We start from the raw sequence: 24058 nt of genomic DNA, 5'->3' as shown, positions 1-24058 counted from the left end.
GATTTTTGGTGTTTGGGGGGAAGGGGCGGGCATGAAAAAGGGAGGCCATCTGGCCTCCCTCTTTCATTGCGATTTACCCGTTACAAACTGGCAATCCGCGCATGCTGCTCGGCCAGCTTGCCCAAAGCCTGTTCAGCTTCGGCCAGTTTGGCGCGTTCCTTCTCGATGACTTCGGCCGGGGCCTTGTCGACGAAGCCGGCATTGGACAGCTTGCCGCCCACGCGCTGAACTTCGCCCTGCAGACGCAGGATTTCCTTGTCCAGGCGAGCCAGTTCGGCGTCCTTGTCGATCAGACCGGCCATCGGTACCAGCACTTCCATCTCGCCGACCAGAGCGGTGGCGGACAGCGGTGCTTCTTCGCCGGCCTTCAGGACGGTGATCGATTCCAGACGCGCCAGCTTCTTCAGCAGCGCTTCGTTCTCGGTGAGACGACGCTGGTCTTCGGCGCTGACGTTTTTCAGGAACAGGTTCAGCGGCTTGCCCGGACCGATGTTCATTTCGCCACGGATGTTGCGCGTGCCGAGCATCAGGCCCTTGAGCCATTCGATGTCATCTTCGGCGCCCTGGTCGATGCGTGCTTCAACGGCCACTGGCCAGGGTTGCAGCATGATCGTCTTGCCTTCGATACCGGCCAGCGGCGCGACGCGCTGCCAGATTTCTTCGGTGATGAACGGCATGAACGGGTGCGCCAGACGCAACGCGACTTCCAATACACGCACCAGAGTACGACGGGTGCCACGCTGGCGTTCGACCGGGGCATTTTCGTCCCACAGCACAGGCTTGGACAGTTCCAGGTACCAGTCGCAATACTGGTTCCAGATGAACTCGTACAAGGCTTGTGCGGCGAGGTCGAAACGGAACTGATCGAGCTGACGGGTCACTTCGGCTTCAGTGCGTTGCAACTGCGAGATGATCCAGCGATCCGCCAGGGACAACTCGAAGGCTTCGCCGTTCTGGCCGCAGTCTTCGCCTTTGTCCAGCACGTAGCGCGCCGCGTTCCAGATCTTGTTGCAGAAGTTGCGATAGCCTTCGACGCGGCCCATGTCGAACTTGATGTCGCGACCGGTCGATGCCAGCGAGCAGAACGTGAAGCGCAGGGCATCGGTGCCATAACTGGCGATGCCGTCGGCGAACTCGTCGCGGGTCTGCTTCTCGATCTTCTTCGCCAGTTTCGGCTGCATCATGCCGGTGGTGCGTTTCTGCACCAGCTCTTCCAGCTCGATGCCGTCGATGATGTCCAGCGGGTCCAGGACGTTGCCCTTGGACTTGGACATCTTCTGGCCCTGGCCATCACGTACCAGACCGTGCACATAAACGGTCTTGAACGGCACCTGCGGCGTGCCGTCTTCGTTTTTCACCAGGTGCATGGTGAGCATGATCATCCGGGCAACCCAGAAGAAAATGATGTCGAAGCCGGTCACCAGCACATCGGTGGAGTGGAATTTCTTCAGGAACTCGGTCTGCTCCGGCCAGCCGAGCGTGGAGAAAGTCCACAGACCGGAACTGAACCAGGTATCCAGCACGTCATTGTCCTGTTGCAGCGCAACGTCCGGGCCGAGGTTGTGCTTGGCCCGTACTTCGGCTTCGTCGCGTCCTACATAGACCTTGCCCGACTCGTCGTACCAGGCCGGAATCCGGTGGCCCCACCACAGCTGACGGCTGATGCACCAATCCTGGATGTCGCGCATCCACGAGAAGTACATGTTTTCGTATTGCTTGGGCACGAACTGAATGCGGCCATCTTCAACCGCCGCGATGGCCGGCTCGGCCAATGGCTTGGTGGAGACGTACCACTGGTCGGTCAGCCACGGCTCGATGATGGTGCCGGAGCGGTCGCCTTTCGGCACTTTCAGGGCGTGATCGTCGACGCTGACCAGCAGGCCGGCGGCTTCGAACGCTGCCACGATCTGCTTGCGGGCTTCGAAGCGGTCGAGGCCGGCGTATTCGGCCGGGATCTTGCCGTCGATGCTTTCGTTAAGCGTGCCGTCGAGGTTGAACACCTGACAGGCCGGCAGCACGTGGGCGTTCTTGTCGAAGATGTTCAGCAGCGGCAGGTTGTGGCGCTTGCCGACTTCGTAGTCGTTGAAATCGTGGGCCGGGGTGATTTTCACGCAGCCGGTGCCGAATTCAGGGTCGCAGTAATCGTCGGCGATGATCGGGATGCGGCGGCCAACCAGTGGCAGCTCGACAAATTTGCCGATCAGGGCTTTGTAGCGTTCATCGTTCGGGTTAACCGCCACGGCGGCGTCGCCGAGCATGGTTTCCGGACGCGTGGTCGCGACGATCAGGTAATCCTTGCCTTCAGCGGTTTTGGCGCCATCGGCCAGCGGGTACTTCAGGTTCCACAGGAAACCTTTCTCGTCGTGGTTTTCCACTTCGAGGTCGGAAATCGCCGTGTGCAGCTTGGTGTCCCAGTTGACCAGACGCTTGCCGCGGTAGATCAGACCGTCTTCGTGCAGGCGCACGAAGGCTTCTTTCACCGCTTCCGAGAGGCCGTCGTCCATGGTGAAGCGCTCACGGCTCCAGTCCACGGACGAGCCGAGGCGGCGGATCTGACGGCTGATGTTGCCGCCGGACTGATCCTTCCATTCCCAGACTTTCTCGAGGAATTTCTCGCGGCCCAGATCGTGGCGATTCTGGCCCTGGGCTTCGAGCTGACGCTCCACCAGCATTTGCGTGGCGATACCGGCGTGGTCGGTGCCCGGCTGCCACAGGGTGTTGCGACCCTGCATGCGACGGAAACGGATCAGAGCGTCCATGATCGCGTTGTTGAAGCCGTGACCCATGTGCAGGCTGCCGGTGACGTTCGGCGGCGGGATCATGATGGTGTAGGACTCGCCCGCGCCTTGCGGGGCGAAGTAATTCTCAGACTCCCAGGTGTTGTACCAGGAAGTTTCAATGGCGTGCGGCTGGTAGGTCTTATCCATGCGCGGCGGGACCCTATTGGCATTTATTCAGGAAAAGCCGGGAAGTATAGCGGGGCGTGGGGCGTAGGGCGAGCAGGTGTGGACCGGGCGCAGATCAATAACAGCGCGAATTACCCTGTAGGAGCTGCCGAAGGCTGCGATCTTTTGACGTCTTCAAGAACACTGAAGATCAAAGTCAAAAGATCGCAGCCTGCGGCAGCTCCTGCATTGCAATGGTGGGTGTTTATTCGTACTGGCTGAGCAACCGTTCCATCCGCGCATCCAGCCGGCGTTTGATCTCGGTTTCAATGTGCGGGGCGAAGTCGTCGATCACGTCTTGCATGATCAATTGCGCGGCGGCGCGCAGTTCGCTATCCAGGTGCAGCAGCGCGTCGGGGCCTTTGCTGGCGGCGGGAGCCGGTTGGGCAGCAGGGGCAGGGGGCGGCGGTTCGACCTGGGGCGCATTGCCGACGGTATCGAACAGCATGGGAATCTGTTCCTGATCGCTTTCAATGACCGTGTCGGTCAGCAAGGGCGGTTGCAGGTTGTCATCGCCGAGCAATTGGCGGATCGACTCGAGGTCATCCAGCAGATGCGCGGACTTTTGCGGCGGTTTTGGAGTGTCCATCGGAATGCTCAGAGTCGCTGTAAACGGTGATCTTGCAGAGGATAGCCCTGTTCGCGGTAGAAACGGAAACTCTCCCGCGCAGCCGAACGAATCGTCGGATCTTCCACCACCACTTCCGCCACGCGGGCGAATTGTTTGGCAAATACCGGGACTTTCAGAGCGAGATTGACCAGCAGATCCTGATGTTGGCCACAGTCATCGCCAAGGCCCAGGACAATCAAACCCTCCGGCTCGCTTTCGGCGGGACCGTGGGGCACGAAGCTTTCGCCCTTGAAGGCCCACAAGCGCGCATCGAGGTCATCACGCTGGGCGGCATCGCTGCAATGCAGGTAGATGTGGTGGCCCATGCGCCAGGCTTTTTCGGTGAGCTTGCAGGCGAAATCCAGCCGTGCCGAAGGATCGGCGCTGGGCAGGATATAGAAGTCGACTTTGGTCATTGCGGTTCCTGATATCTGAATGGCGTCATCCGCAGATGACGCCATTCAGGATCTTCAGTTTCAGGCCTTGGCGCGGTCCAGCAGGTATTGGGTCAGCAGGGGAACCGGACGGCCAGTGGCGCCCTTGTCCTTGCCGCCGCTGGTCCAGGCTGTGCCGGCGATGTCCAGGTGCGCCCAGTTCAGGTTCTTGGTGAAGCGCGACAGGAAGCAGGCGGCAGTGATGGCGCCGCCTTTCGGGCCGCCGATGTTGGCGATGTCAGCGAACGGGCTGTCCAGCTGCTCTTGATATTCATCGAACAGCGGCAGTTGCCAGGCGCGGTCGTCGGCGGCTTGACCGGCGCTCAGCAGTTGGCCGATCAGCTCGTCGTTGTTGCCCAACAGGCCCGAGGTGTGGGAGCCCAGTGCAACGACACAAGCACCGGTCAGGGTGGCGATGTCGATCACCGCTTGCGGCTTGAAGCGTTCGGAGTAGGTCAGGGCATCGCACAGCACCAGACGGCCTTCGGCGTCGGTGTTGAGGATTTCCACGGTCTGGCCGCTCATGGTGGTGACGATGTCGCCCGGGCGCGAAGCGTTGCCGCTTGGCATGTTCTCGGCGCAGGCCAGGATGCACACCAGGTTGATCGGCAGTTTCAGCTCCAGCACGGCACGCAGGGTGCCGAACACGCTGGCGGCGCCGCCCATGTCGTACTTCATCTCATCCATGCCGGCGCCCGGCTTGAGGCTGATGCCGCCGGTGTCGAAGGTGATGCCTTTGCCGACCAGCGCGTATGGCTTCTCGGATTTCTTGCCGCCGTTGTATTGCATGACGATCAGGCGCGGTGGCTGGGCGCTGCCCTGGCCGACAGCGTAGAACGAGCCCATGCCAAGGTCCTTGATCTTCTTCTCATCGAGGACTTCGACTTTCAGGCTCTTGAATTCTTTGCCCAGGTTCTTGGCTTGCTCGCCCAGGAACGTCGGGTGGCAGATGTTTGGCGGCAGGTTGCCCAGGTTACGGGTGAAGGCCATGCCGTTGGCGATCGCGGTGGCATGGGCCACGGCGCGTTCGACTTCAGCCTGTGCGGCCTTGATGGTCACCAGGGTGATTTTCTTCAGGGAGAGCGGGTCGGCTTTCTGGCTCTTGAACTGGTCGAAGCTGTATTCGCCGTCCACCAGGGTTTCGGCCAACAGGCGGGTCTTGCCGTAGCTGTCGCGACCTTTGACCACGACCTCGTCCAGGGCCAGTACGGCATCGCTGCCGCCCAGGCCTTTAAGGGTGTTGAGGATGCCGGCGATGATTTTGCGGAACGGGCGATCGCCCAGCTCTTCATCCTTGCCCACGCCCACCAGCAACACGCGCTCGGCTTTGAGGTTAGGCAAGCTGTGCAGCAACAGGCTCTGGCCGACTTTGCCGGCCAGGTCGCCGCGCTTGAGCACGGCACTGATGGCGCCGCCGCTCAGTTCGTCGAGTTGTTTGGCAACGGCGCCGAGCTTGCGGCCTTCGCCGACGGAGACCACCAGCGTGGCGGTCTTCAACGTTTCCGGGCTAACGCTTTTTACAACCAGTTCCATGTCCGGGTCCCTGAATTAATGGTCAAAGTGCGCGATGCGCAAAGACTTGCTTATAAGTAGAAAGACGCCGCTACAGTGCCGGCGACAAAGGCCGCAGTTTGAACCTCGCTACTGGCGCCTGACAACCCTCGGTTGTGCGAACTTAAGCGGTTCAGGTGTCTGCTTGAGCGTGCGCAGTGACAGGCGCACCCAATCACAGGATAATGCGCCATCTTTTTCGGCGGCTCTGCCCTGCGGGCCGACTGATACGTTTGTTTGTTTGGCCGCTTAGCCTGACAACCCTGGAGTGTCTGGTTTGATTGTCTTCCGTTACCTATCCCGCGAAGTCCTGTTGACCTTGAGCGCCGTCAGCGCCGTGCTGCTGGTCATCATCATGAGCGGACGCTTCATCAAATACCTCGCCCAGGCAGCATCGGGCCTTCTGGATCCGGGGTCGTTGTTTCTGATCATGGGCTTCCGCCTGCCAGGTTTCCTGCAACTGATCCTGCCCTTGGGTTTGTTTCTCGGGATTCTGTTGGCCTACGGTCGTCTGTATCTAGAAAGCGAAATGACCGTGTTGTCTGCCACTGGCATGAGTCAGCAGCGTCTGTTCGCCATGACCCTTTTTCCGGCCACCCTGGTTGCGCTGGTGGTGGCATGGCTGAGCCTGAGCCTGGCGCCGCAAGGGGCCAATCAGTTCCAGTTGCTGCTGAACAAGCAGGATGCGCTGACCGAGTTCGATACCCTGGAGCCGGGTCGCTTCCAGGCTCTGCGCGATGGAACGCGGGTGACGTACACCGAAACATTGTCGGATGACCGCATCAACCTCGGCGGCGTATTCATTTCGCAGAAGAACATCAATTCCGATAACAAGGATCGTGGAATCTCCGTGTTGGTGGCCGAGAAGGGGCGCCAGGAAATCCGCCCCGACGGTAACCGCTACCTGATCCTCGACAACGGCTATCGCTACGACGGTAATCCGGGCCAGGCCGACTACCGCGCCATCAAGTACGACGAGTATGGCGTCTTGCTGCCCAAGCCGGATGTCAGCGACGAAGTGACCGACCGCGACGCGATGACCACTGGTTCCTTGCTAAGCAGTGACGACATCCGCTCGCGCACCGAGCTGCAATGGCGCCTGTCGCTGCCGTTGCTGGTCTTCATCGTGACCTTGATGGCGGTGCCGCTGTCGCGGGTCAATCCGCGCCAGGGCCGTTTCCTCAAGTTGCTGCCGGCGATTCTTCTTTATATGGCTTACCTGACCATCCTGATTGCCGCTCGCGGCGCCCTCGAAAAGGGCAAGATCCCGTCGGCTTTGGGTTTGTGGTGGGTGCACGCGCTCTTCCTGGTCATCGGTCTGGGCTTGCTGTATTGGGAACCGCTGCGCTTGAAGAGGGCGAGTCGCCGCAGCGCGTTGGAGGTGGCCCGTGGATAAGCTCGATCGCTACATCGGTAGCAGCGTGTTTGTTGCGATCCTGGCAGTACTGGGAATCATCCTTGGTCTGGCCACGCTGTTTGCTTTCATCGATGAGATGAGCGAAGTCAGCGATACCTACACCTTGATGGACGTTTTGAGCTACGTCTTGCTGACCGCGCCACGCCGTCTGTACGACATGTTGCCGATGGCGGCGCTGATCGGTTGCCTGATCGGCCTCGGCAGCCTGGCCAGCCACAGCGAGCTGACCATCATGCGCGCCGCGGGCGTTTCGCTCGGGCGGATCGTCTGGGCCGTCATGAAGCCGATGTTGCTCCTGATGGCGGTGGGGCTGGTGATCGGTGAGTACGTCGCGCCGGCCACGGAAGTCACTGCTCAGGCCAACCGCTCGCTGGCTCAGGGCAGTGGCGACGCGCAAAGCGCCAAGCACGGTCTGTGGCACCGTCAGGGTGACGAGTTCATCCACGTCAACTCCGTGCAACCTAACGGTCTGCTGTATGGCGTGACCCGTTATCGCTTCGACGATCAACGCCACATGCTGTCTTCGAGCTTCGCCAAGCGTGCGGAATTCGACACGGATCACTGGCAGCTGACCGATGTCACGACCACGGTGTTCCATGACAAGAGCACCGAAGTGGTGACCGCCCCGGTCGAACGCTGGGAAGTCGCCCTGAGCCCGCAGTTGCTGAGCACCGTAGTGATGGCGCCCGAGTCGCTGTCGATCAGCGGTCTATGGAGTTATATCCATTACCTGGCTGACCAGGGCCTGAGCAACGGACGTTACTGGCTGGCGTTTTGGGTCAAGGTGTTGCAGCCGCTGGTGACCGCCGCGCTGGTGTTGATGGCGATTTCCTTCATCTTCGGTCCGTTGCGCTCGGTGACTCTTGGTCAGCGGGTCTTTACCGGCGTGCTGGTGGGGTTCACCTTCCGCATCGTCCAGGATTTGCTCGGGCCTTCGAGCCTGGTATTCGGATTCTCGCCGCTGTTTGCCGTGCTGATCCCCGCGGGTGTCTGCGCCCTGGCCGGTGTCTGGCTGTTGCGCCGGGCCGGTTGATCGCGGGTTTCCCCGGTCTTGCTTGTCACTCGAAACGCCCCTGTCGCAAGACCGGGGCGTTTTTTGTAGGTGCCGTCTGACCTGCGAACGTGACGCTTGCGCCGTGGATCAGGTACAATTCCCGGCTATTTTTCGGCGGGCTATGCCTGCAGCCTTTTTGAGTGTTGATCCGTGAGTGATTTGAGTCATATCCGCAATTTCTCCATCATCGCCCACATTGACCATGGCAAGTCGACGCTGGCCGATCGCTTCATCCAGATGTGCGGCGGCCTTGCCGAGCGCGAAATGGAAGCCCAGGTACTGGACTCCATGGACCTGGAACGTGAACGCGGGATCACCATCAAGGCCCACAGCGTCACCCTCTATTACAAAGCCCGCGATGGCATTAACTACCAGCTGAACTTCATTGACACCCCGGGCCACGTCGACTTCACCTATGAAGTCAGCCGGTCGCTGGCGGCCTGTGAAGGTGCATTGCTGGTGGTCGATGCCGGTCAGGGCGTCGAGGCTCAATCGGTTGCCAACTGCTACACGGCAATCGAGCAGGGTCTGGAAGTCATGCCGGTGCTGAACAAGATCGACCTGCCACAGGCCGATCCGGAGCGCGTCAAGGAAGAAATCGAAAAAATCATCGGCATCGATGCCACCGATGCGGTCGAGTGCAGTGCCAAGACCGGTCTGGGCGTCGATGAAGTGCTCGAACGTCTGGTTCACACCATTCCCGCGCCGACCGGCAACATCGAAGATCCGCTGCAAGCGTTGATCATCGATTCCTGGTTCGACAACTACCTGGGCGTTGTTTCCCTGGTTCGCGTGCGCCACGGTCGTGTGAAGAAGGGCGACAAGATTCTGGTCAAGTCCACCGGCAAGATCCACCTGGTGGACAGCGTCGGCGTCTTCAACCCGAAACACACCGCCACCGTTGACCTGAAGGCCGGCGAAGTGGGCTTCATCATTGCCGGTATCAAGGATATTCACGGTGCGCCGGTAGGTGACACCCTGACCTTGAGTTCCACGCCGGATGTCGACGTGCTGCCAGGCTTCAAACGCATCCAGCCGCAGGTCTACGCCGGTCTGTTCCCGGTCAGCTCCGACGACTTCGAAGATTTCCGTGAAGCCCTGCAAAAGCTCACGCTGAACGACTCGTCCTTGCAGTACACCCCGGAAAGCTCCGACGCCCTGGGCTTCGGCTTCCGTTGCGGCTTCCTCGGCATGCTGCACATGGAAATCATCCAGGAGCGCCTGGAGCGCGAGTACGACCTGGACCTGATCACCACGGCGCCGACGGTTATTTTCGAGCTGCTGCTGAAAACCGGTGAAACAATATACGTCGACAACCCGTCCAAGCTCCCGGACCTGTCGTCGATCGAAGACATGCGCGAACCGATCGTGCGGGCCAATATCCTTGTGCCGCAAGAGCACCTGGGTAACGTCATTACCCTGTGTATCGAAAAGCGTGGCGTGCAGCACGACATGCTGTTCCTCGGCACCCAGGTCCAGGTGACTTACGATTTGCCGATGAACGAAGTGGTCCTGGACTTCTTCGACCGTCTCAAATCCACCAGCCGCGGCTATGCTTCGCTCGATTACCATTTCGATCGTTATCAATCGGCTAATCTGGTGAAACTGGATGTGCTGATCAACGGTGACAAGGTCGACGCCCTGGCGCTGATCGTGCATCGGGACAATGCGCACTACAAAGGTCGCCAGTTGACCGAGAAGATGAAAGAACTGATTCCGCGTCAGATGTTCGATGTCGCGATCCAGGCCGCCATCGGCGGGCAGATCATTGCGCGAACCTCCGTCAAGGCACTCAGAAAGAACGTATTGGCCAAATGCTACGGCGGTGACGTTAGCCGTAAGCGCAAGCTGTTGGAAAAGCAAAAGGCCGGTAAAAAACGCATGAAGCAGGTCGGTAACGTGGAAATTCCACAAGAAGCCTTCCTTGCAGTGCTCAGGTTGGATAGTTAGGTCCTATGTCACTAAATTTCCCGCTGTTGCTGGTCATCGCCGTGTTCGTCTGCGGCCTGTTGGCGTTGCTCGATCTGCTGTTCCTGGCGCCACGGCGCCGGGCTGCCATTAACTCCTATCAGGGGAGCGTCAGTCAGGCTGACATGGTAGTGATCGAAAAACTGAACAAAGAGCCGCTGCTGGTCGAATACGGCAAGTCGTTTTTCCCGGTGTTGTTCATCGTGCTGGTGCTGCGTTCGTTTCTGGTGGAACCGTTCCAGATTCCTTCCGGCTCGATGAAACCGACCCTGGACGTCGGCGACTTCATTCTGGTGAACAAATTTTCTTACGGGATCCGCCTGCCGGTGATCGACAAGAAAGTCATCGAAGTCGGTGATCCGCAGCGCGGCGATGTAATGGTGTTCCGCTACCCGAGCGATCCGAACGTCAACTACATCAAGCGAGTGGTGGGCCTGCCGGGTGACCAGATTCGCTACACCGCCGACAAGCACCTGTTCGTCAACGGTGAATCGATTGCCGAACAACTGGTCGGCTCCGAGCCGGGCACGTTGGGCAGTGCCGAGCTCTACAAGGAAAAACTCGGCGCGGCCGAGCACCTGATCCGCAAGGAAATGAGCCGCTACCGCGCAACGCCGGACCATTCGTGGACCGTGCCGGCCGGGCACTACTTCATGATGGGCGACAACCGCGACAACTCCAACGACAGTCGCTACTGGGATGATCCGAGTATTCCCAAGGATCTGCTCGGCATGGTTCCCGACAAGAACATCGTCGGCAAGGCCTTTGCAGTCTGGATGAGCTGGCCGGAACCCAAACTCAGTCACCTGCCGAATTTCTCGCGGGTTGGCCTGATCAAGTAATCACACACGGCGCTGTTGAACACAGCGCCGAATGCATTTCTGGAACCGGCACAATCGGCACCAGAAGCATGAAAACAATGATATTCAGGACGTAATTTTTGAACACAGCGTTAATTGTCCCAAGCCTGCGCCGTCTCTCGGCCCTGGCGGTGGAATCCAACCACGAACTCAGCGTGGGTAAACCGTGAGCGTCTCCTTAAGCCGTCTCGAGCGTCAGCTCGGCTACACCTTCAAGGATCAGGAACTGATGGTCCTGGCCCTGACTCACCGCAGCTTTGCCGGGCGCAACAACGAACGCCTGGAATTCCTCGGTGACGCCATCCTCAACTTCGTCGCTGGCGAGGCGCTGTTCGATCGCTTCCCGCTTGCCCGCGAAGGCCAGTTGTCGCGCTTGCGCGCACGCCTGGTGAAAGGCGAGACCCTGGCCGTACTGGCCCGTGGCTTCGACCTGGGCGAATACCTGCGCCTGGGTTCCGGCGAATTGAAAAGCGGCGGTTTTCGTCGCGAGTCGATTCTGGCCGATGCCCTCGAAGCGTTGATCGGTGCGATCTATCTGGACGCCGGCATGGACATGGCGCGCGAGCGCGTGCTGGCCTGGCTGGCTGGAGAGTTCGAAGGCCTGACGCTGGTCGACACCAACAAAGATCCGAAAACCCGCCTGCAGGAATTCCTGCAGTCCCGTGGTTGTGAACTGCCGCGTTACGAAGTGGTGGATATCCAGGGTGAGCCGCATTGCCGGACGTTCTTCGTCGAATGCGAAATCATCTTACTGAATGAAAAAAGCCGAGGTCAGGGTGTGAGTCGTCGTATTGCCGAACAGGTAGCGGCCGCCGCAGCACTGATTGCCCTGGGCGTGGAGAATGGCCATGACTGATTCAACCGCAACTCGCTGTGGCTATGTTGCCATCGTCGGCCGCCCCAACGTGGGCAAATCCACGCTGCTGAACCACATTCTGGGTCAGAAGCTGGCGATCACCTCGCGCAAGCCGCAGACCACCCGTCACAACATGCTCGGCATCAAGACCGAAGGTGACGTGCAAGCGATCTACGTCGACACCCCAGGCATGCACAAGGGCGGCGAAAAGGCTCTGAACCGTTACATGAACAAGACCGCTTCGGCGGCGTTGAAAGACGTCGACGTGGTGATCTTCGTGGTGGACCGCACCAAGTGGACCGACGAAGACCAGATGGTCCTCGAGCGCGTTCAGTACGTGACTGGCCCGCTGATCGTGGCGCTGAACAAGACTGATCGCATCGAAGACAAATCCGAGCTGATGCCGCACCTGACCTGGTTGCAGGAGCAGCTGCCGAACGCGCAGATCATGCCGATCTCGGCCCAGCACGGGCACAACCTCGACACGCTGGAGCGAGTGATCGCCGAACACCTGCCGGAAAACGATCACTTCTTCCCGGAAGATCAGATCACTGACCGCAGCAGCCGCTTCCTCGCCGCCGAACTGGTGCGCGAGAAAATCATGCGCCAGTTGGGCGCCGAGCTGCCGTACCAGATCACCGTGGAAATCGAAGAGTTCAAGCAGCAGGGCAAAACCCTGCACATCCATGCCTTGATCCTCGTCGAACGTGACGGCCAGAAGAAAATCATCATTGGCGACAAGGGCGAGCGCATCAAACGCATCGGCACCGAGGCGCGCAAGGACATGGAGCTGCTGTTCGACTCCAAGATCATGCTTAACCTGTGGGTCAAGGTGAAAGGCGGCTGGTCCGACGACGAGCGTGCGTTGCGTTCGCTGGGTTATGGCGACCTGTAACACTTAGACTTGGACGCAAAAATTCCATTGTGGGAGCGAGCCTGCTCGCGATAGCGGTCTGTCAGTCAACATCCTTGTTGAATATCAGGCCCTCATCGCGAGCAGGCTCGCTCCCACAGTGGTTTGGGGTTGTCAGTAAAACTGCGCTTACTCATTGAGAACTGCGATTTCCATGTCGACCACCGCGCCAACCGGCCAACCTGCCTACGTGCTCCACAGCCGCGCCTACCGCGAAACCAGCGCATTGGTGGATTTCCTTACGCCGCAAGGTCGGTTGCGGGCGGTGTTGCGTAGCGCACGGGGCAAGGCCGGGACGTTGGCGCGGCCGTTCGTGCCGCTGGAAGTCGAGTTTCGGGGGCGGGGCGAGCTGAAAAATGTCGGCCGCATGGAAAGCGCCGGGGTTTCTACCTGGCTCAATGGCGAAGCATTGTTCAGCGGTCTCTACCTCAACGAATTGCTGATTCGCCTGCTGCCCGCCGAAGACCCTCATCCCGCCGTTTTCGATCACTATGCCGCGACCTTGCTCGCCTTGGCCGAAGGCCGTCCACTGGAGCCGTTACTGCGCTCCTTCGAATGGCGGCTGCTCGACGACCTCGGTTACGGCTTTGCCCTGAACACCGACATCCACGGCGACCCCATCGCGCCGGATGGCCTCTATCGCTTGCAGGTGGATGCAGGTCTGGAGCGGGTCTATCTGCTGCAACCCGGTCTGTTCAACGGTGCCGAGCTGTTAGCCATGGCCGAGGCGGACTGGACCGCGCCTGGCGCGTTGTCCGCTGCCAAGCGTCTGATGCGTCAGGCACTGGCCGTTCACTTGGGCGGTCGTCCGCTGGTTTCCCGAGAGTTGTTTCGAAAGCCGTAGCGTCAACAGATCCAGTCTCCCCGTGTATGCTGTGCACCGAACTTTCCCTTATTTCAGGAGCGCTTCCGTGACCACCAGCAATCGCATTCTTCTTGGCGTGAACATCGACCACGTTGCCACCCTGCGTCAGGCCCGGGGTACTCGCTACCCGGATCCGGTCAAGGCAGCGCTGGACGCGGAAGAGGCGGGCGCTGATGGCATCACCGTGCACTTGCGCGAAGACCGCCGGCACATTCAGGAGCGCGACGTGCTGCTGCTCAAGGACGTGCTGCAAACCCGCATGAACTTCGAAATGGGCGTCACCGAAGAAATGATGGCGTTTGCCGAGCGCATCCGTCCGGCGCACATTTGCCTGGTGCCGGAAACCCGTCAAGAGCTGACCACCGAAGGCGGTCTGGACGTGGCAGGGCAGGAGGCGCGGATCAAGGCGGCGGTGGATCGCCTGGCGAAGATCGGCTGTGAAGTGTCGCTGTTCATCGACGCTGACGAGCGGCAGATCGAAGCGTCCCGCCGTGTGGGTGCGCCGGCCATTGAATTGCACACCGGGCGTTATGCGGATGCCGAGACGCCGACTGCAGTGGCCGAGGAACTGAAGCGCGTGGCCGATGGTGTGGCCTTCGGTCTGGCCCAGGGGCTGATCGTCAACGCGGGGCACGGCCTGCACTATCACAACGTCGAGGCGGTTGCGGCGATCAAGGGTATCAACGAACTGAACATCGGCCATGCGCTGGTGGCCCATGCGTTGTTCGTCGGGTTCAAGTCGGCGGTGTCTGAAATGAAGGCGCTGATTCTGGCGGCTGCGTTGAAAGGCTAGATCGGCGGCGCTGCCTTCGCGGGCAAGCCTCGCTCCTACAGGTCCGTGTCGATGCGCAATGGTGTGTTCAACGCAAATCTGTAGGAGCGAGGCTTGCCCGCGAAGGCGTCTTTGAAGGCAGCGAAGATTTAAAGCGGCGGGGTTTCCTGGCTCGGCTTGGTCTTGTCGACCCCCGGCACATGCAGGTTGCCCTCAGCCACCTGATTGCCTTCCAGTTGTGGCTGCGTGACCCACGTCAGGATGTCGTAGTAACGACGAATGTTCGCCACGAAGTGCACCGGCTCGCCGCCCCGGGCGTAGCCGTAACGGGTTTTGCTGAACCACTTCTTCTCGGACAGGCGCGGCAGGATTTTCTTCACATCCAGCCACTTGTCCGGGTTCAGCCCTTCCTTGGCCGCCAGTTTGCGTGCGTCATCCAGGTGACCGCTGCCAACGTTGTAGGCTGCCAGCGCGAACCACGTACGATCCGGCTCCTGGATCGAATCATCCAATTGATCCTTCATGTAGGCCAGGTACTTCGCGCCGCCCATGATGCTCTGCTTGGGGTCAAGGCGATTGGACACGCCCATGGCCTGTGCCGTGTTCTGGGTCAGCATCATCAATCCGCGCACGCCGGTCTTGGACGTGACCTCCGCTTGCCACAGCGATTCCTGATAACCGATCGCCGCCAGCAGGCGCCAGTCGACTTTTTCCTTCTTGGCGGACGCCTTGAAGTGCTGTTCGTATTTGGGCAGCCGTTGCTGCAAGTGCTGGGCGAAAGTGGTGGCGCCCATGTAGCCGAGTACATCGACGTGGCCGTAGTAACGATCTTTCAAGCGTTGCAAGGTGCCGTTTTTCTTCACCTTGTCGAGGTAGGTGTTGATCTCGTTGAGCAGGCTGTTGTCTTCGCCGGCGGCCACGGCCCAACTCTGATTGCTGGAGTCGCCGAGGTCGAAAGCTACCCGCACGTTGGGGAAGTAGACCTGGTTCATCGCGACTTCGTTTGAATCAACCAGGGTCAGATCGATTTGACCTTCATCCACCATGCGCAGCAAGTCGACGACTTCAACCGCGTCGGACTCTTCGTATTCAATGCCGGGATATTTCTTTTTCAGCTCTGCCAATTGCTCGGCGTGGGTGCTGCCCTTGAGCACCATGATCTTCTTGCCGACCAGATCGCCTGCATCGGTCGGTCGCGACTGGCCGTTGCGATAGATGATCTGCGGGGTGACTTCCAGATAGGAGTGGGAAAACCGCACCTGTTTTTTACGTTGCTCGCTGCTGACCAGGCCGGCAGCAGCCAGCACCGGGCCGTTCGGCTTGCCCACTTGATCGAACAGATCATCGAGGTTGTCGGCGGTTTCGATCTTGAGTTCGACCCCCAGATCGTCGGCGAAGCGTTTCACCAGCTCGTATTCGAAGCCGGTTTCACCGTTGCGATCCTGAAAGTAGGTGGCGGGACTGTTACGGGTAACCACCCGCAGCACGCCATCCTCCTTTATGCGCTCCAGTGTGTTGGGTTTATCAACACAGCCACTGAGCATCAGGAAGAGTCCGGTTGCGATCAGCCATTTGGCGTACCGCGGACGCAAAGCCGTTGGGGAAAACATCTGCGCAGTATACGCAAAGGACCACGAGCGCCATATCTCGACAGCGAAGGGCTTGTCTGCTAGGCAGCTGAAAACCGCTCCGGAGCCCGCAGGAATGGGCTCGAGCAGCATTTTGTGACAGAAAAAATAACCCCCGGCGCACACCTGTTTCAAGCCCGAATACCCGGCCCGACGTTCGGGTATGGCTGCGTGTACCGTTTCGGGTGATGTCGCGGGCGGTTTAGGCTAGAATGCACGGCCTCAAAGCACACCCCTTCCCGAGGCTGTCCCGAAGATGTTGATCCTGCGCGGCGCTCCTGCCCTTTCTGCCTTTCGCCACAGCAAACTCCTTGAGCAACTGAGCCAGAAGGTTCCGGCTGTCAGTGGCTTGTATGCTGAATTCGCTCACTTCGCCGAAGTTACCGGCGTCCTGACCGGCGACGAACAGCAGGTGCTTGCGCGCCTTCTGAAGTACGGCCCTAGCGTTCCGGTACAAGAGCCGACTGGTCGTCTGTTTCTGGTGTTGCCGCGTTTCGGCACCATCTCGCCGTGGTCCAGTAAAGCCAGCGACATCGCTCGCAACTGCGGCCTGACCAAAATTCAGCGCCTGGAGCGCGGCATCGCGTTCTACGTCGCCGGCCAGTTCAGCGATGCCGAAGCGCAGCTGATCGCAGGCGCGCTGCACGACCGCATGACCCAGATCGTATTGGACAACCTTGAACAAGCCGCCGGCCTGTTCAGCCACGCCGAGCCCAAGCCCCTGACCGCGATCGACGTGTTGGGTGGCGGCCGCGCCGCGCTGGAAAAAGCCAACACCGAGCTGGGCCTGGCCCTGGCCGAAGACGAAATCGACTATCTGGTCGCAGCCTTCGTCGGCTTGAAGCGCAACCCGCACGACATCGAACTGATGATGTTTGCCCAGGCGAACTCCGAGCACTGCCGTCACAAGATCTTCAACGCCAGTTGGGACATCGACGGTCAGAGCCAGGAAAAAAGCCTGTTCGGCATGATCAAGAACACCTACCAGATGCACAGCGAAGGTGTTCTGTCAGCTTATAAGGACAACGCCTCGGTGATCGTCGGCTCCGTTGCCGGCCGTTTCTTCCCGGACCCTGAAACCCGCCAGTACGGCGCGGTGCAGGAACCGGTGCACATCCTGATGAAAGTCGAAACTCACAACCACCCGACCGCGATTGCCCCGTTCCCGGGCGCATCCACCGGTAGCGGCGGCGAGATCCGCGACGAAGGTGCAACCGGTCGCGGCGCCAAGCCAAAGGCTGGCCTGACCGGTTTCACCGTGTCCAACCTGCAGATCCCGGGCTTCGAACAGCCGTGGGAAGTGCCGTACGGCAAGCCTGAGCGCATCGTTACCGCGCTGGACATCATGATCGAAGGCCCACTGGGTGGCGCCGCGTTCAACAACGAATTCGGTCGCCCGGCCCTGACCGGCTACTTCCGTACCTTCGAACAGTCGATCACCACCCCGCGTGGCGACGAAGTTCGCGGTTACCACAAGCCGATCATGCTGGCTGGCGGCATGGGTAACATCCGTGCCGAACACGTACAGAAAGGCGAGATCACCGTTGGCTCCAAGCTGATCGTGCTCGGCGGCCCGGCCATGCTCATCGGTCTGGGCGGCGGCGCGGCTTCCTCCATGGCCACCGGCACCAGCTCGGCGGACCTGGACTTCGCATCCGTACAGCGCGAAAACCCGGAAATGGAACGTCGCTGCCAGGAAGTCATCGACCGTTGCTGGCAGTTGGGTGACAAAAACCCGATCAGCTTCATCCACGACGTCGGCGCGGGCGGTCTGTCCAACGCCTTCCCGGAACTGGTCAACGACGGCAACCGTGGCGGTCGCTTCGAACTGCGCAACATTCCAAACGACGAGCCGGGCATGGCCCCGCACGAAATCTGGAGCAACGAATCCCAGGAACGCTACGTTCTGGCGGTCGGCCCGGCGGACTTCGAACGCTTCCAGGCGATCTGCGAACGTGAGCGTTGCCCGTTTGCCGTGGTCGGCGAAGCCACTGCCGAGCCGCAACTGACTGTGACCGACAGCCACTTCGGCAACAGCCCGGTGGACATGCCGCTTGAAGTGCTGCTGGGCAAAGCCCCGCGCATGCACCGTTCGGCCGTTCGCGAAAACGAGCTGGGCGACGATTTCGATCCGTCGACCCTCGACATCGCCGACTGCGTCGAGCGCGTTCTGCATCACCCGGCCGTGGCCAGCAAAAGCTTCCTGATCACCATCGGCGACCGCACCATCACCGGCCTCGTGGCCCGTGATCAGATGGTCGGCCCGTGGCAGGTTCCGGTGGCCGACGTTGCCGTCACCGCCACCAGCTTCGACGTCTACACCGGTGAAGCCATGGCCATGGGCGAGCGCACTCCGCTGGCACTGCTGGACGCTCCGGCGTCGGGCCGCATGGCCATCGGCGAAACCCTGACCAACATCGCGGCGTCGCGCATCGCCAAAATCTCCGACATCAAACTGTCGGCGAACTGGATGTCCGCCGCCGGTCACCCGGGTGAAGACGCGCGTCTGTACGACACCGTGAAAGCGGTCGGCATGGAATTGTGCCCTGAGCTGGGCATCACCATTCCGGTGGGCAAGGACTCCATGTCCATGGCCACCCGCTGGAACGACGAAGGCGTCGACAAGACCGTGACCTCGCCGATGTCCCTGATCGTGACCGGTTTCGCGCCCGTGGCTGACATCCGTCAGACCATGACCCCGCAACTGCGCATGGACAAGGGCACCACCGACCTGATCCTGATCGACCTCGGTCGCGGTCAGAACCGCATGGGCGCCTCGATCCTCGCTCAGGTTCACGGCAAACTCGGCAAGCAGGCACCGGACGTCGATGACGCCGAAGACCTGAAAGCCTTCTTCGCCGTGATCCAGGGTCTGAACGCCGACGGTCACCTGCTGGCTTACCACGACCGTTCCGACGGTGGTCTGCTGACCAGCGTGGTGGAAATGGCCTTTGCCGGTCACTGTGGCCTGAGCCTGAACCTCGACGGTCTGGCAGAGACTTCCGCCGACATCGCCGCGATCCTGTTCAACGAAGAACTGGGCGCCGTGATCCAGGTTCGCCAGGACGCTACTCCAGACATCCTCGCGCAGTTCAGCGCAGCTGGCCTGAGTGACTGCGTGTCGGTGATCGGTCAGCCAATGAACAACGGCGAGATCAGCATCACCTTCAACGGCGACACCGTGTTCGAAGGTGAGCGTCGTCTGCTGCAACGTCAGTGGGCCGAGACCAGCTACCAGATCCAGCGTCTGCGTGACAACGCCGATTGCGCCGAACAAGAATTCGACGTGCTGCTGGAAGAAGACAACCCGGGCCTGAGCGTCAAGCTCAGCTACGACGTCAACCAGGACGTCGCCGCGCCTTACATCAAGAAAGGCATTCGCCCACAGGTTGCCGTGCTGCGTGAGCAGGGCGTCAACGGTCAGGTGGAAATGGCGGCCGCGTTCGACCGCGCCGGTTTCAACGCGATCGACGTGCACATGAGCGACATTCTGGCCGGCCGTGTCGACCTGAACGAGTTCAAAGGTCTGGTGGCTTGCGGCGGTTTCTCCTACGGCGACGTACTGGGTGCCGGTGAAGGCTGGGCCAAATCCGCACTGTTCAACAGCCGCGCTCGCGATGCCTTCCAGGGCTTCTTCGAACGTACCGACAGCTTCACCCTCGGCGTGTGCAACGGTTGCCAGATGATGTCCAACCTGCACGAGCTGATCCCGGGCAGCGAGTTCTGGCCGCACTTCGTGCGTAACCGTTCCGAGCAGTTCGAAGCTCGCGTGGCGATGGTTCAGGTTCAGGAATCGAACTCGATCTTCCTGCAAGGCATGGCCGGTTCGCGTATGCCGATCGCCATTGCTCACGGTGAAGGTCATGCCGAGTTCGCCAGCGAAGAAGCGTTGCTGGAAGCTGATCTGTCGGGTTGCGTGGCGATGCGTTTCGTCGACAACCATGGCAAGGTCACCGAAAACTACCCGGCCAACCCGAACGGCTCGCCGCGCGGGATCACCGGTTTGACCAGCCGTGACGGTCGCGTGACCATCATGATGCCGCACCCGGAGCGTGTATTCCGCGCCGTGCAGAACTCGTGGCGTTCGGAAGACTGGAACGAAGACGCACCTTGGATGCGTATGTTCCGTAATGCTCGCGTCTGGGTTAACTAAGCGCCATGTACAAGCTCTGCTTTTTTGTTCCGGCCAGCCATGTCGAGGTGGTCAAGAGTGCTGTGTTCGCTGCCGGTGGCGGGCGGATCGGGGCTTATGATCACTGCGCCTGGCAGGTGTTCGGGTTGGGTCAGTTTCGTCCACTGGGTGGCAGTCAGCCATTTATTGGTGAAGCGGGGCAGGTCGAGCAGGTTGAGGAATGGAAGGTTGAGCTGGTGGTCAGCGATGAGTTGATTCGGGCGGTGGTGGTGGCTCTGAAAGAGAGCCATCCCTATGAGACGCCGGCTTATGAGGTATGGCGGTTGGAAGATTTCTGATCTTCCTGGCCGCTGAAATGAGAAACCCGCTGAAAGTGATTTCAGCGGGTTTTTTATTGTCCGTGATGGGTAGTACCGTTTTGTCGACTGCATTCAATTTGCGCAGTTAGAGATCTTTCTCATAATCATCGAGAAACTCTTCCCAGCTGATCTCATTGTCGTCGTTGGGATTCACTTCTTTTAACAAAGACTCAAGATCTTCCGGTGTGAGAAATTTTTCGACCGTTTGGGTAAATTCCTTAACGGTAACTATGCCATCTTGATCGGTGTCGTATTTCTTAAAGTCTGCTGTAACTCGTTCCAGTTGTGCATCTGTCAGTTTGCTCATGTCGATCTCATCCTTCATAAATTAAATGAAAAATAATCAGGGCGACGGCTAACGGAAGGTACTGCCTTGATGGAGTCAAGCTAATAATGAGAGTAAATACTGTCAACTGCCATAACTGACAGTTGACAGTTGACAGTTGACAGTTGCACGAGCTCAGGAGATGCACCGTCCAACCGTAGTAGCCGAGTCTGCTCGCGATGGCGGCCTTACAGGCAGCGATGCTTATTAATCGGTAAAAAATTAGAATCTTCCCGCAAGATTTTCAGGTTGTCTGCCGGAAGCCGCTTATCTAACATCGGTCCTTACCTATATTTTGCAAGACTACTTGGAGAACACAGATGACGAAGCCCGCTAACGGTCACGTCCTCTCATCCGCCTTGGACACCCTGGTCAAACGTCCTCTAAATCAAGCAGATGACGCGGCGCTTGTGAGCGCGGCCAAAGCTGTTTGGTACTCGAAATTGAATCTTGAGAGTGAGGTGACAGCGTTCCTGAACTGCCACTCTGACGAGGTGGAAGTTCGACGTGCAGGCTATCTGCTCGAACGATTCACTCGCTTTGCCTGCGTGTCTGATAGCCGCGTGTCGGAAACCCTTAACGCTATTGAGCTTTTTGCACACTCGACTTCCAAGCATGAAGTGATACCACAAGCAACCGTACCGCTTCGTCGGCGCCGTGATGAACTCGCCATTGCTTGGGGGCTGAATGAAGGCCTTGGCTTGAAGGCTCAATCCCTCATGCCTTTCCAGACTCGGCACTACGAGGCTGAACAGCGCGCTACGTTTTCCTGAGCTTAAGCTGTATTACAAGAACCCGGCCTAGGTCGGGTTTTTGCTGTCCGCTTGGATAAGTGATGGTGTTTATTTGTCAGGCAAAAGATCAGAACCTTCCCACAAGACTTTCAGGTTGTCCGTCGGAAGTGGACTCTCTAACCTTTGGCTGTCGCTGCCAATTCAGTGACCGGGACTGCAAGCCCGAAGAATTGTTAGGCGCTTATAGGCGCCGCATCAATAAGTGATGTCGGTCGCTCCAAATTTTTAGGAGCTCCACCATGATCAAAGACAATCCCGATCTCCCAGAAACAGACGTAGAAGATGTGGAAACAAACATGGAAAACGAATCCGTTTCCCCCTACGCCTGCCTCAATTCCAAAAAACTCCACGACGCCGCAATCCGTGCACTCGATCACTACCTCGCGCCACCTTCCCAAAAAAAGGCCAAAGCCGACCAGCGTCCAAGTACGATTTTCGTCGTCGCGCCCAACGTAGATTCCGAAACCCTGCTGGCCCATGCCTGTGAAACCCTGGCTTCGGCGAATGTCATGGCCAGTGAGTTGGCGTTCGACCTAACCGGCCCAAGCTGCAATCTGGCCCTGGGGATTCAGCAGATGATTTCGTTGGCGGAGTTGTCGGTGAATCGTGTGCTGGATCATCTGGACCCGCAGGGGTAGCACGATGAAAAAAGCCCACTGGACCTTTGACGGTCAGCGGGCTTTGAGATTTTCATTGGTTGTGCGGGCCTCTTCGCGAGCAAGCCCGCTCCCACATTTTGACCGAGCCGGTCACAATAATTACGAACGCCGCCGATCTACTGTGTGCGGGCTTGCTCGCGAAAGCTGACTCTCAGACGCCAAAAATCTAAACCCTGGCACTCACCTCACTGCGATTAACCAAAGCCTCCAGCGCACAACTCAAACTCGGCGCTTTGTCGCCAACCAGCAGGTGCCAAACCCCACCGTCCAACTGACTGACACCCAGGCAACCAAGCGCTTTCAACTGACCCTCCGACAACGCCTTGCCATCCGCCAGTTGCAGCCGGATCCGGGTCATGGCCACGCAATCCATTTGCAGCACATTGTCGCCGCCGCCCAGTGCCTTCAGCCATTGCTGGGCCTCTGAGTTCGCCACAATGGCAGGTTCAGGTACGTCAACAACGGCAGCCGGGGAGGCAATAACCGCGCGCCCCAAGGCTGGCATCGCCAACCGGATCTCATCGGCAATGCTGTCTGCCATCGGCCCGACCACCACCTGCAAGCTGCCGCCCTTGCCCGGACGCACAACAGCCATCGCCCCCAACGCTTTCAAGTCCGCATCGGATGCCTTGTTGCGATCAACCATGTCCAGCCGCAACCGTGTCGTGCATGCACCCACCGTGATCAAATTCTGCGCACCACCCAGCGCCTTGATGTAAGCCCCGGCGCGCTCATTCTCGGCGACTACAACCTTGTCGCCCGTTGGAACATCTTCACGCCCCGGCGTCTTCAAGTTGAAGCGACGAATACAGAAATCAAACACAACGTAGTAGATCGCCGCATACGCCAGTCCCACCGGCACCACTCGCCAGCCATTGGTGGATTCACCCCAGCCCAGAACCATATCGATGAAGCCGCCTGAGAACGTAAAGCCCAAGTGAATGTTCAGCAAATTGGTGACGGCCATCGACAATCCTGTCAGCAGCGCGTGCAGCAGAAATAACATCGGCGCGAGGAACATGAAGGCGAATTCGATCGGTTCGGTCACGCCGGTCAAAAACGAGGTCAGCGCCATGGAGAGGAAAATCCCGCCCATGACTTTGCGTCGTTCCGGCAGGGCGTTGCGGTACATTGCCAGGCAGGCGGCGGGCAGGCCGAAGATCATCATCGGGAACATGCCGGTCATGAACTGGCCACCTTTCGGGTCGCCGGCAAAGTAGCGCGACAGGTCGCCTGTCACCAGGGCGCCGGTGGTGGGGTCGGTGAAGTTGCCGAAGACGAACCACGCCATGTTGTTGAGGATGTGGTGCAGGCCCGTGACGATCAGCAGGCGGTTGAACACGCCGAAGACGAAAGCACCGAAGCTGCCGCTGTCCATCATTAACGCGCCGAAGCCATTGATGCCGTGCTGGATCGGCGGCCAGATGAACCCGAAGACGACGCCCAGGCCGACGGCGGCAAACCCGGTGACGATCGGCACAAAACGCCGACCGCCGAAGAATGCGAGGTACTCCGGCAACTTGATGTCTTTGAAGCGGTTGTACAGCGCGCCGGCCATCAGGCCGCTGACGATCCCGGCGAGCATGCCCATGTTGATGCTCGCATCCAGCACTTTGAGGGTGGAGATCATCACCAGATAGCCAATGACCCCGGCCAGGCCCGCCGTACCGTTGTTGTCCTTGGCGAACCCGACCGCGATGCCGATGGCGAAGATCAGGGCCAGGTTGGCGAAGATCACTTGACCGGCGTCGTGGATGATCGCGATGTTCAGCAAGTCGGTGTCGCCCAGGCGCAGCAATAACCCTGCAATCGGCAGGATCGCGATCGGCAGCATCAGCGCACGACCGAGGCGCTGCAGGCCTTCGATGAAGTATTGGTACATGGCGGATCTCCCTGGTTTCTTGTTGTTTTAGTGG

The 24058-nt window shown here is 59.5% G+C and carries 19 protein-coding genes; 12 read left to right on the top strand and 7 right to left on the bottom strand.

What is annotated here, in order from left to right:
- Positions 1-80: 80 nt before the first annotated feature.
- The 4 genes from KGB14_RS11655 to KGB14_RS11640 form a co-directional block, all read right to left on the bottom strand.
- Positions 81-2927 (bottom strand): valine--tRNA ligase, encoded by a 2847-nt coding sequence (locus tag KGB14_RS11655; RefSeq protein WP_223486682.1) that lies wholly within the window; start codon positions 2925-2927, stop codon positions 81-83.
- A 223-nt stretch (positions 2928-3150) separates the two neighbouring features.
- Positions 3151-3534, bottom strand: coding sequence for a DNA polymerase III subunit chi (locus tag KGB14_RS11650; RefSeq protein WP_223486680.1), 384 nt, complete (start codon positions 3532-3534; stop codon positions 3151-3153).
- An 8-nt stretch (positions 3535-3542) separates the two neighbouring features.
- The gene (locus KGB14_RS11645; RefSeq protein ID WP_223486678.1) at positions 3543-3971 is read right to left on the bottom strand and encodes a DNA polymerase III subunit chi; all 429 of its coding nucleotides are present in this window, start codon (positions 3969-3971) and stop codon (positions 3543-3545) included.
- 60 nt (positions 3972-4031) lie between these two features.
- Positions 4032-5522, bottom strand: a complete 1491-nt coding sequence (locus tag KGB14_RS11640; RefSeq protein WP_223486676.1) for a leucyl aminopeptidase — start codon at positions 5520-5522, stop codon at positions 4032-4034.
- Between the two features lie 295 nt (positions 5523-5817).
- Here KGB14_RS11640 and lptF point away from each other — a divergent pair, with 295 nt between their 5' ends.
- From lptF to pdxJ, 8 genes are all read left to right on the top strand, one after another.
- Entirely contained in the window at positions 5818-6936 is a 1119-nt protein-coding gene (lptF, locus tag KGB14_RS11635) for an LPS export ABC transporter permease LptF (RefSeq protein ID WP_223486674.1), read from the top strand.
- Positions 6929-7990 (top strand): LPS export ABC transporter permease LptG, encoded by a 1062-nt coding sequence (gene lptG / locus KGB14_RS11630; protein WP_223486672.1) that lies wholly within the window; start codon positions 6929-6931, stop codon positions 7988-7990. The genes lptF and lptG overlap by 8 nt, the downstream gene beginning before the upstream one ends.
- A 171-nt stretch (positions 7991-8161) precedes the next feature.
- Positions 8162-9961 (top strand): translation elongation factor 4, encoded by a 1800-nt coding sequence (gene lepA, locus KGB14_RS11625; protein WP_223486670.1) that lies wholly within the window; start codon positions 8162-8164, stop codon positions 9959-9961.
- A 5-nt stretch (positions 9962-9966) separates the two neighbouring features.
- A complete protein-coding gene (gene lepB, locus KGB14_RS11620) occupies positions 9967-10821 on the top strand; it encodes a signal peptidase I (RefSeq protein ID WP_223486668.1) in 855 nt (284 codons plus the stop codon).
- A 184-nt stretch (positions 10822-11005) separates the two neighbouring features.
- The gene (gene rnc / locus KGB14_RS11615; protein ID WP_052966248.1) at positions 11006-11695 is read left to right on the top strand and encodes a ribonuclease III; all 690 of its coding nucleotides are present in this window, start codon (positions 11006-11008) and stop codon (positions 11693-11695) included.
- Complete coding sequence (era, locus tag KGB14_RS11610) at positions 11688-12590, top strand: GTPase Era (RefSeq protein ID WP_007936226.1); 903 nt, start codon at positions 11688-11690, stop codon at positions 12588-12590. The genes rnc and era overlap by 8 nt, the downstream gene beginning before the upstream one ends.
- A gap of 172 nt (positions 12591-12762) precedes the next feature.
- Positions 12763-13452: a DNA repair protein RecO gene (gene recO, locus KGB14_RS11605; RefSeq protein ID WP_223486666.1), complete on the top strand. Its 690-nt coding sequence runs from the start codon at positions 12763-12765 to the stop codon at positions 13450-13452.
- 67 nt (positions 13453-13519) lie between these two features.
- The gene (gene pdxJ, locus KGB14_RS11600; RefSeq protein WP_223486664.1) at positions 13520-14266 is read left to right on the top strand and encodes a pyridoxine 5'-phosphate synthase; all 747 of its coding nucleotides are present in this window, start codon (positions 13520-13522) and stop codon (positions 14264-14266) included.
- Between the two features lie 128 nt (positions 14267-14394).
- Here pdxJ and mltF read toward each other — a convergent pair whose 3' ends face one another.
- Positions 14395-15855 (bottom strand): membrane-bound lytic murein transglycosylase MltF, encoded by a 1461-nt coding sequence (mltF, locus tag KGB14_RS11595; RefSeq protein ID WP_223486662.1) that lies wholly within the window; start codon positions 15853-15855, stop codon positions 14395-14397.
- 274 nt (positions 15856-16129) lie between these two features.
- Between mltF and purL the strand changes: the two genes are divergently transcribed.
- On the top strand, positions 16130-20026 hold the full coding sequence (purL, locus tag KGB14_RS11590; protein ID WP_223486660.1) for a phosphoribosylformylglycinamidine synthase: 3897 nt from the start codon (positions 16130-16132) through the stop codon (positions 20024-20026).
- A 5-nt stretch (positions 20027-20031) separates the two neighbouring features.
- On the top strand, positions 20032-20343 hold the full coding sequence (locus tag KGB14_RS11585) for a YqfO family protein (RefSeq protein WP_223486658.1): 312 nt from the start codon (positions 20032-20034) through the stop codon (positions 20341-20343).
- A gap of 106 nt (positions 20344-20449) precedes the next feature.
- On the opposite strand, the gene KGB14_RS11580 is transcribed toward KGB14_RS11585, so the two are convergent.
- Positions 20450-20671 (bottom strand): EF-hand domain-containing protein, encoded by a 222-nt coding sequence (locus tag KGB14_RS11580; protein ID WP_223486656.1) that lies wholly within the window; start codon positions 20669-20671, stop codon positions 20450-20452.
- A gap of 338 nt (positions 20672-21009) precedes the next feature.
- Between KGB14_RS11580 and KGB14_RS11575 the strand changes: the two genes are divergently transcribed.
- Both KGB14_RS11575 and KGB14_RS11570 read left to right on the top strand, forming a co-directional pair.
- Positions 21010-21462 (top strand): hypothetical protein, encoded by a 453-nt coding sequence (locus tag KGB14_RS11575; RefSeq protein WP_038981687.1) that lies wholly within the window; start codon positions 21010-21012, stop codon positions 21460-21462.
- A gap of 260 nt (positions 21463-21722) precedes the next feature.
- Entirely contained in the window at positions 21723-22121 is a 399-nt protein-coding gene (locus tag KGB14_RS11570) for a DUF6124 family protein (protein ID WP_223486654.1), read from the top strand.
- 187 nt (positions 22122-22308) lie between these two features.
- Here KGB14_RS11570 and nagE read toward each other — a convergent pair whose 3' ends face one another.
- Positions 22309-24024 carry an N-acetylglucosamine-specific PTS transporter subunit IIBC gene (nagE, locus tag KGB14_RS11565; protein WP_223486652.1) on the bottom strand — a complete coding sequence of 572 codons (1716 nt, stop codon included), beginning with the start codon at positions 24022-24024 and terminating at the stop codon, positions 22309-22311.
- Positions 24025-24058 lie beyond the last annotated feature (34 nt).

Origin of the sequence: Pseudomonas sp. A-RE-19 (genome assembly GCF_019956555.1) — a bacterium.
Classification (GTDB): domain Bacteria; phylum Pseudomonadota; class Gammaproteobacteria; order Pseudomonadales; family Pseudomonadaceae; genus Aquipseudomonas.
The sequence above is the reverse complement of the archived record's forward strand: the minus strand, read 5'-3'. Positions and strand labels throughout refer to the sequence as shown.

Coding starts and splice junctions, on each gene's coding strand:
- KGB14_RS11655 (WP_223486682.1), bottom strand. CDS start 2,927: ATGGATAAGACCTACCAGCCGCACGCCATTGAAACTTCCTGGTACAAC.
- KGB14_RS11650 (WP_223486680.1), bottom strand. CDS start 3,534: ATGGACACTCCAAAACCGCCGCAAAAGTCCGCGCATCTGCTGGATGAC.
- KGB14_RS11645 (WP_223486678.1), bottom strand. CDS start 3,971: ATGACCAAAGTCGACTTCTATATCCTGCCCAGCGCCGATCCTTCGGCA.
- KGB14_RS11640 (WP_223486676.1), bottom strand. CDS start 5,522: ATGGAACTGGTTGTAAAAAGCGTTAGCCCGGAAACGTTGAAGACCGCC.
- lepB (WP_223486668.1), top strand. CDS start 9,967: ATGTCACTAAATTTCCCGCTGTTGCTGGTCATCGCCGTGTTCGTCTGC.
- era (WP_007936226.1), top strand. CDS start 11,688: ATGACTGATTCAACCGCAACTCGCTGTGGCTATGTTGCCATCGTCGGC.
- recO (WP_223486666.1), top strand. CDS start 12,763: ATGTCGACCACCGCGCCAACCGGCCAACCTGCCTACGTGCTCCACAGC.
- mltF (WP_223486662.1), bottom strand. CDS start 15,855: ATGTTTTCCCCAACGGCTTTGCGTCCGCGGTACGCCAAATGGCTGATC.
- purL (WP_223486660.1), top strand. CDS start 16,130: ATGTTGATCCTGCGCGGCGCTCCTGCCCTTTCTGCCTTTCGCCACAGC.
- KGB14_RS11585 (WP_223486658.1), top strand. CDS start 20,032: ATGTACAAGCTCTGCTTTTTTGTTCCGGCCAGCCATGTCGAGGTGGTC.
- KGB14_RS11580 (WP_223486656.1), bottom strand. CDS start 20,671: ATGAGCAAACTGACAGATGCACAACTGGAACGAGTTACAGCAGACTTT.
- KGB14_RS11575 (WP_038981687.1), top strand. CDS start 21,010: ATGACGAAGCCCGCTAACGGTCACGTCCTCTCATCCGCCTTGGACACC.
- KGB14_RS11570 (WP_223486654.1), top strand. CDS start 21,723: ATGATCAAAGACAATCCCGATCTCCCAGAAACAGACGTAGAAGATGTG.
- nagE (WP_223486652.1), bottom strand. CDS start 24,024: ATGTACCAATACTTCATCGAAGGCCTGCAGCGCCTCGGTCGTGCGCTG.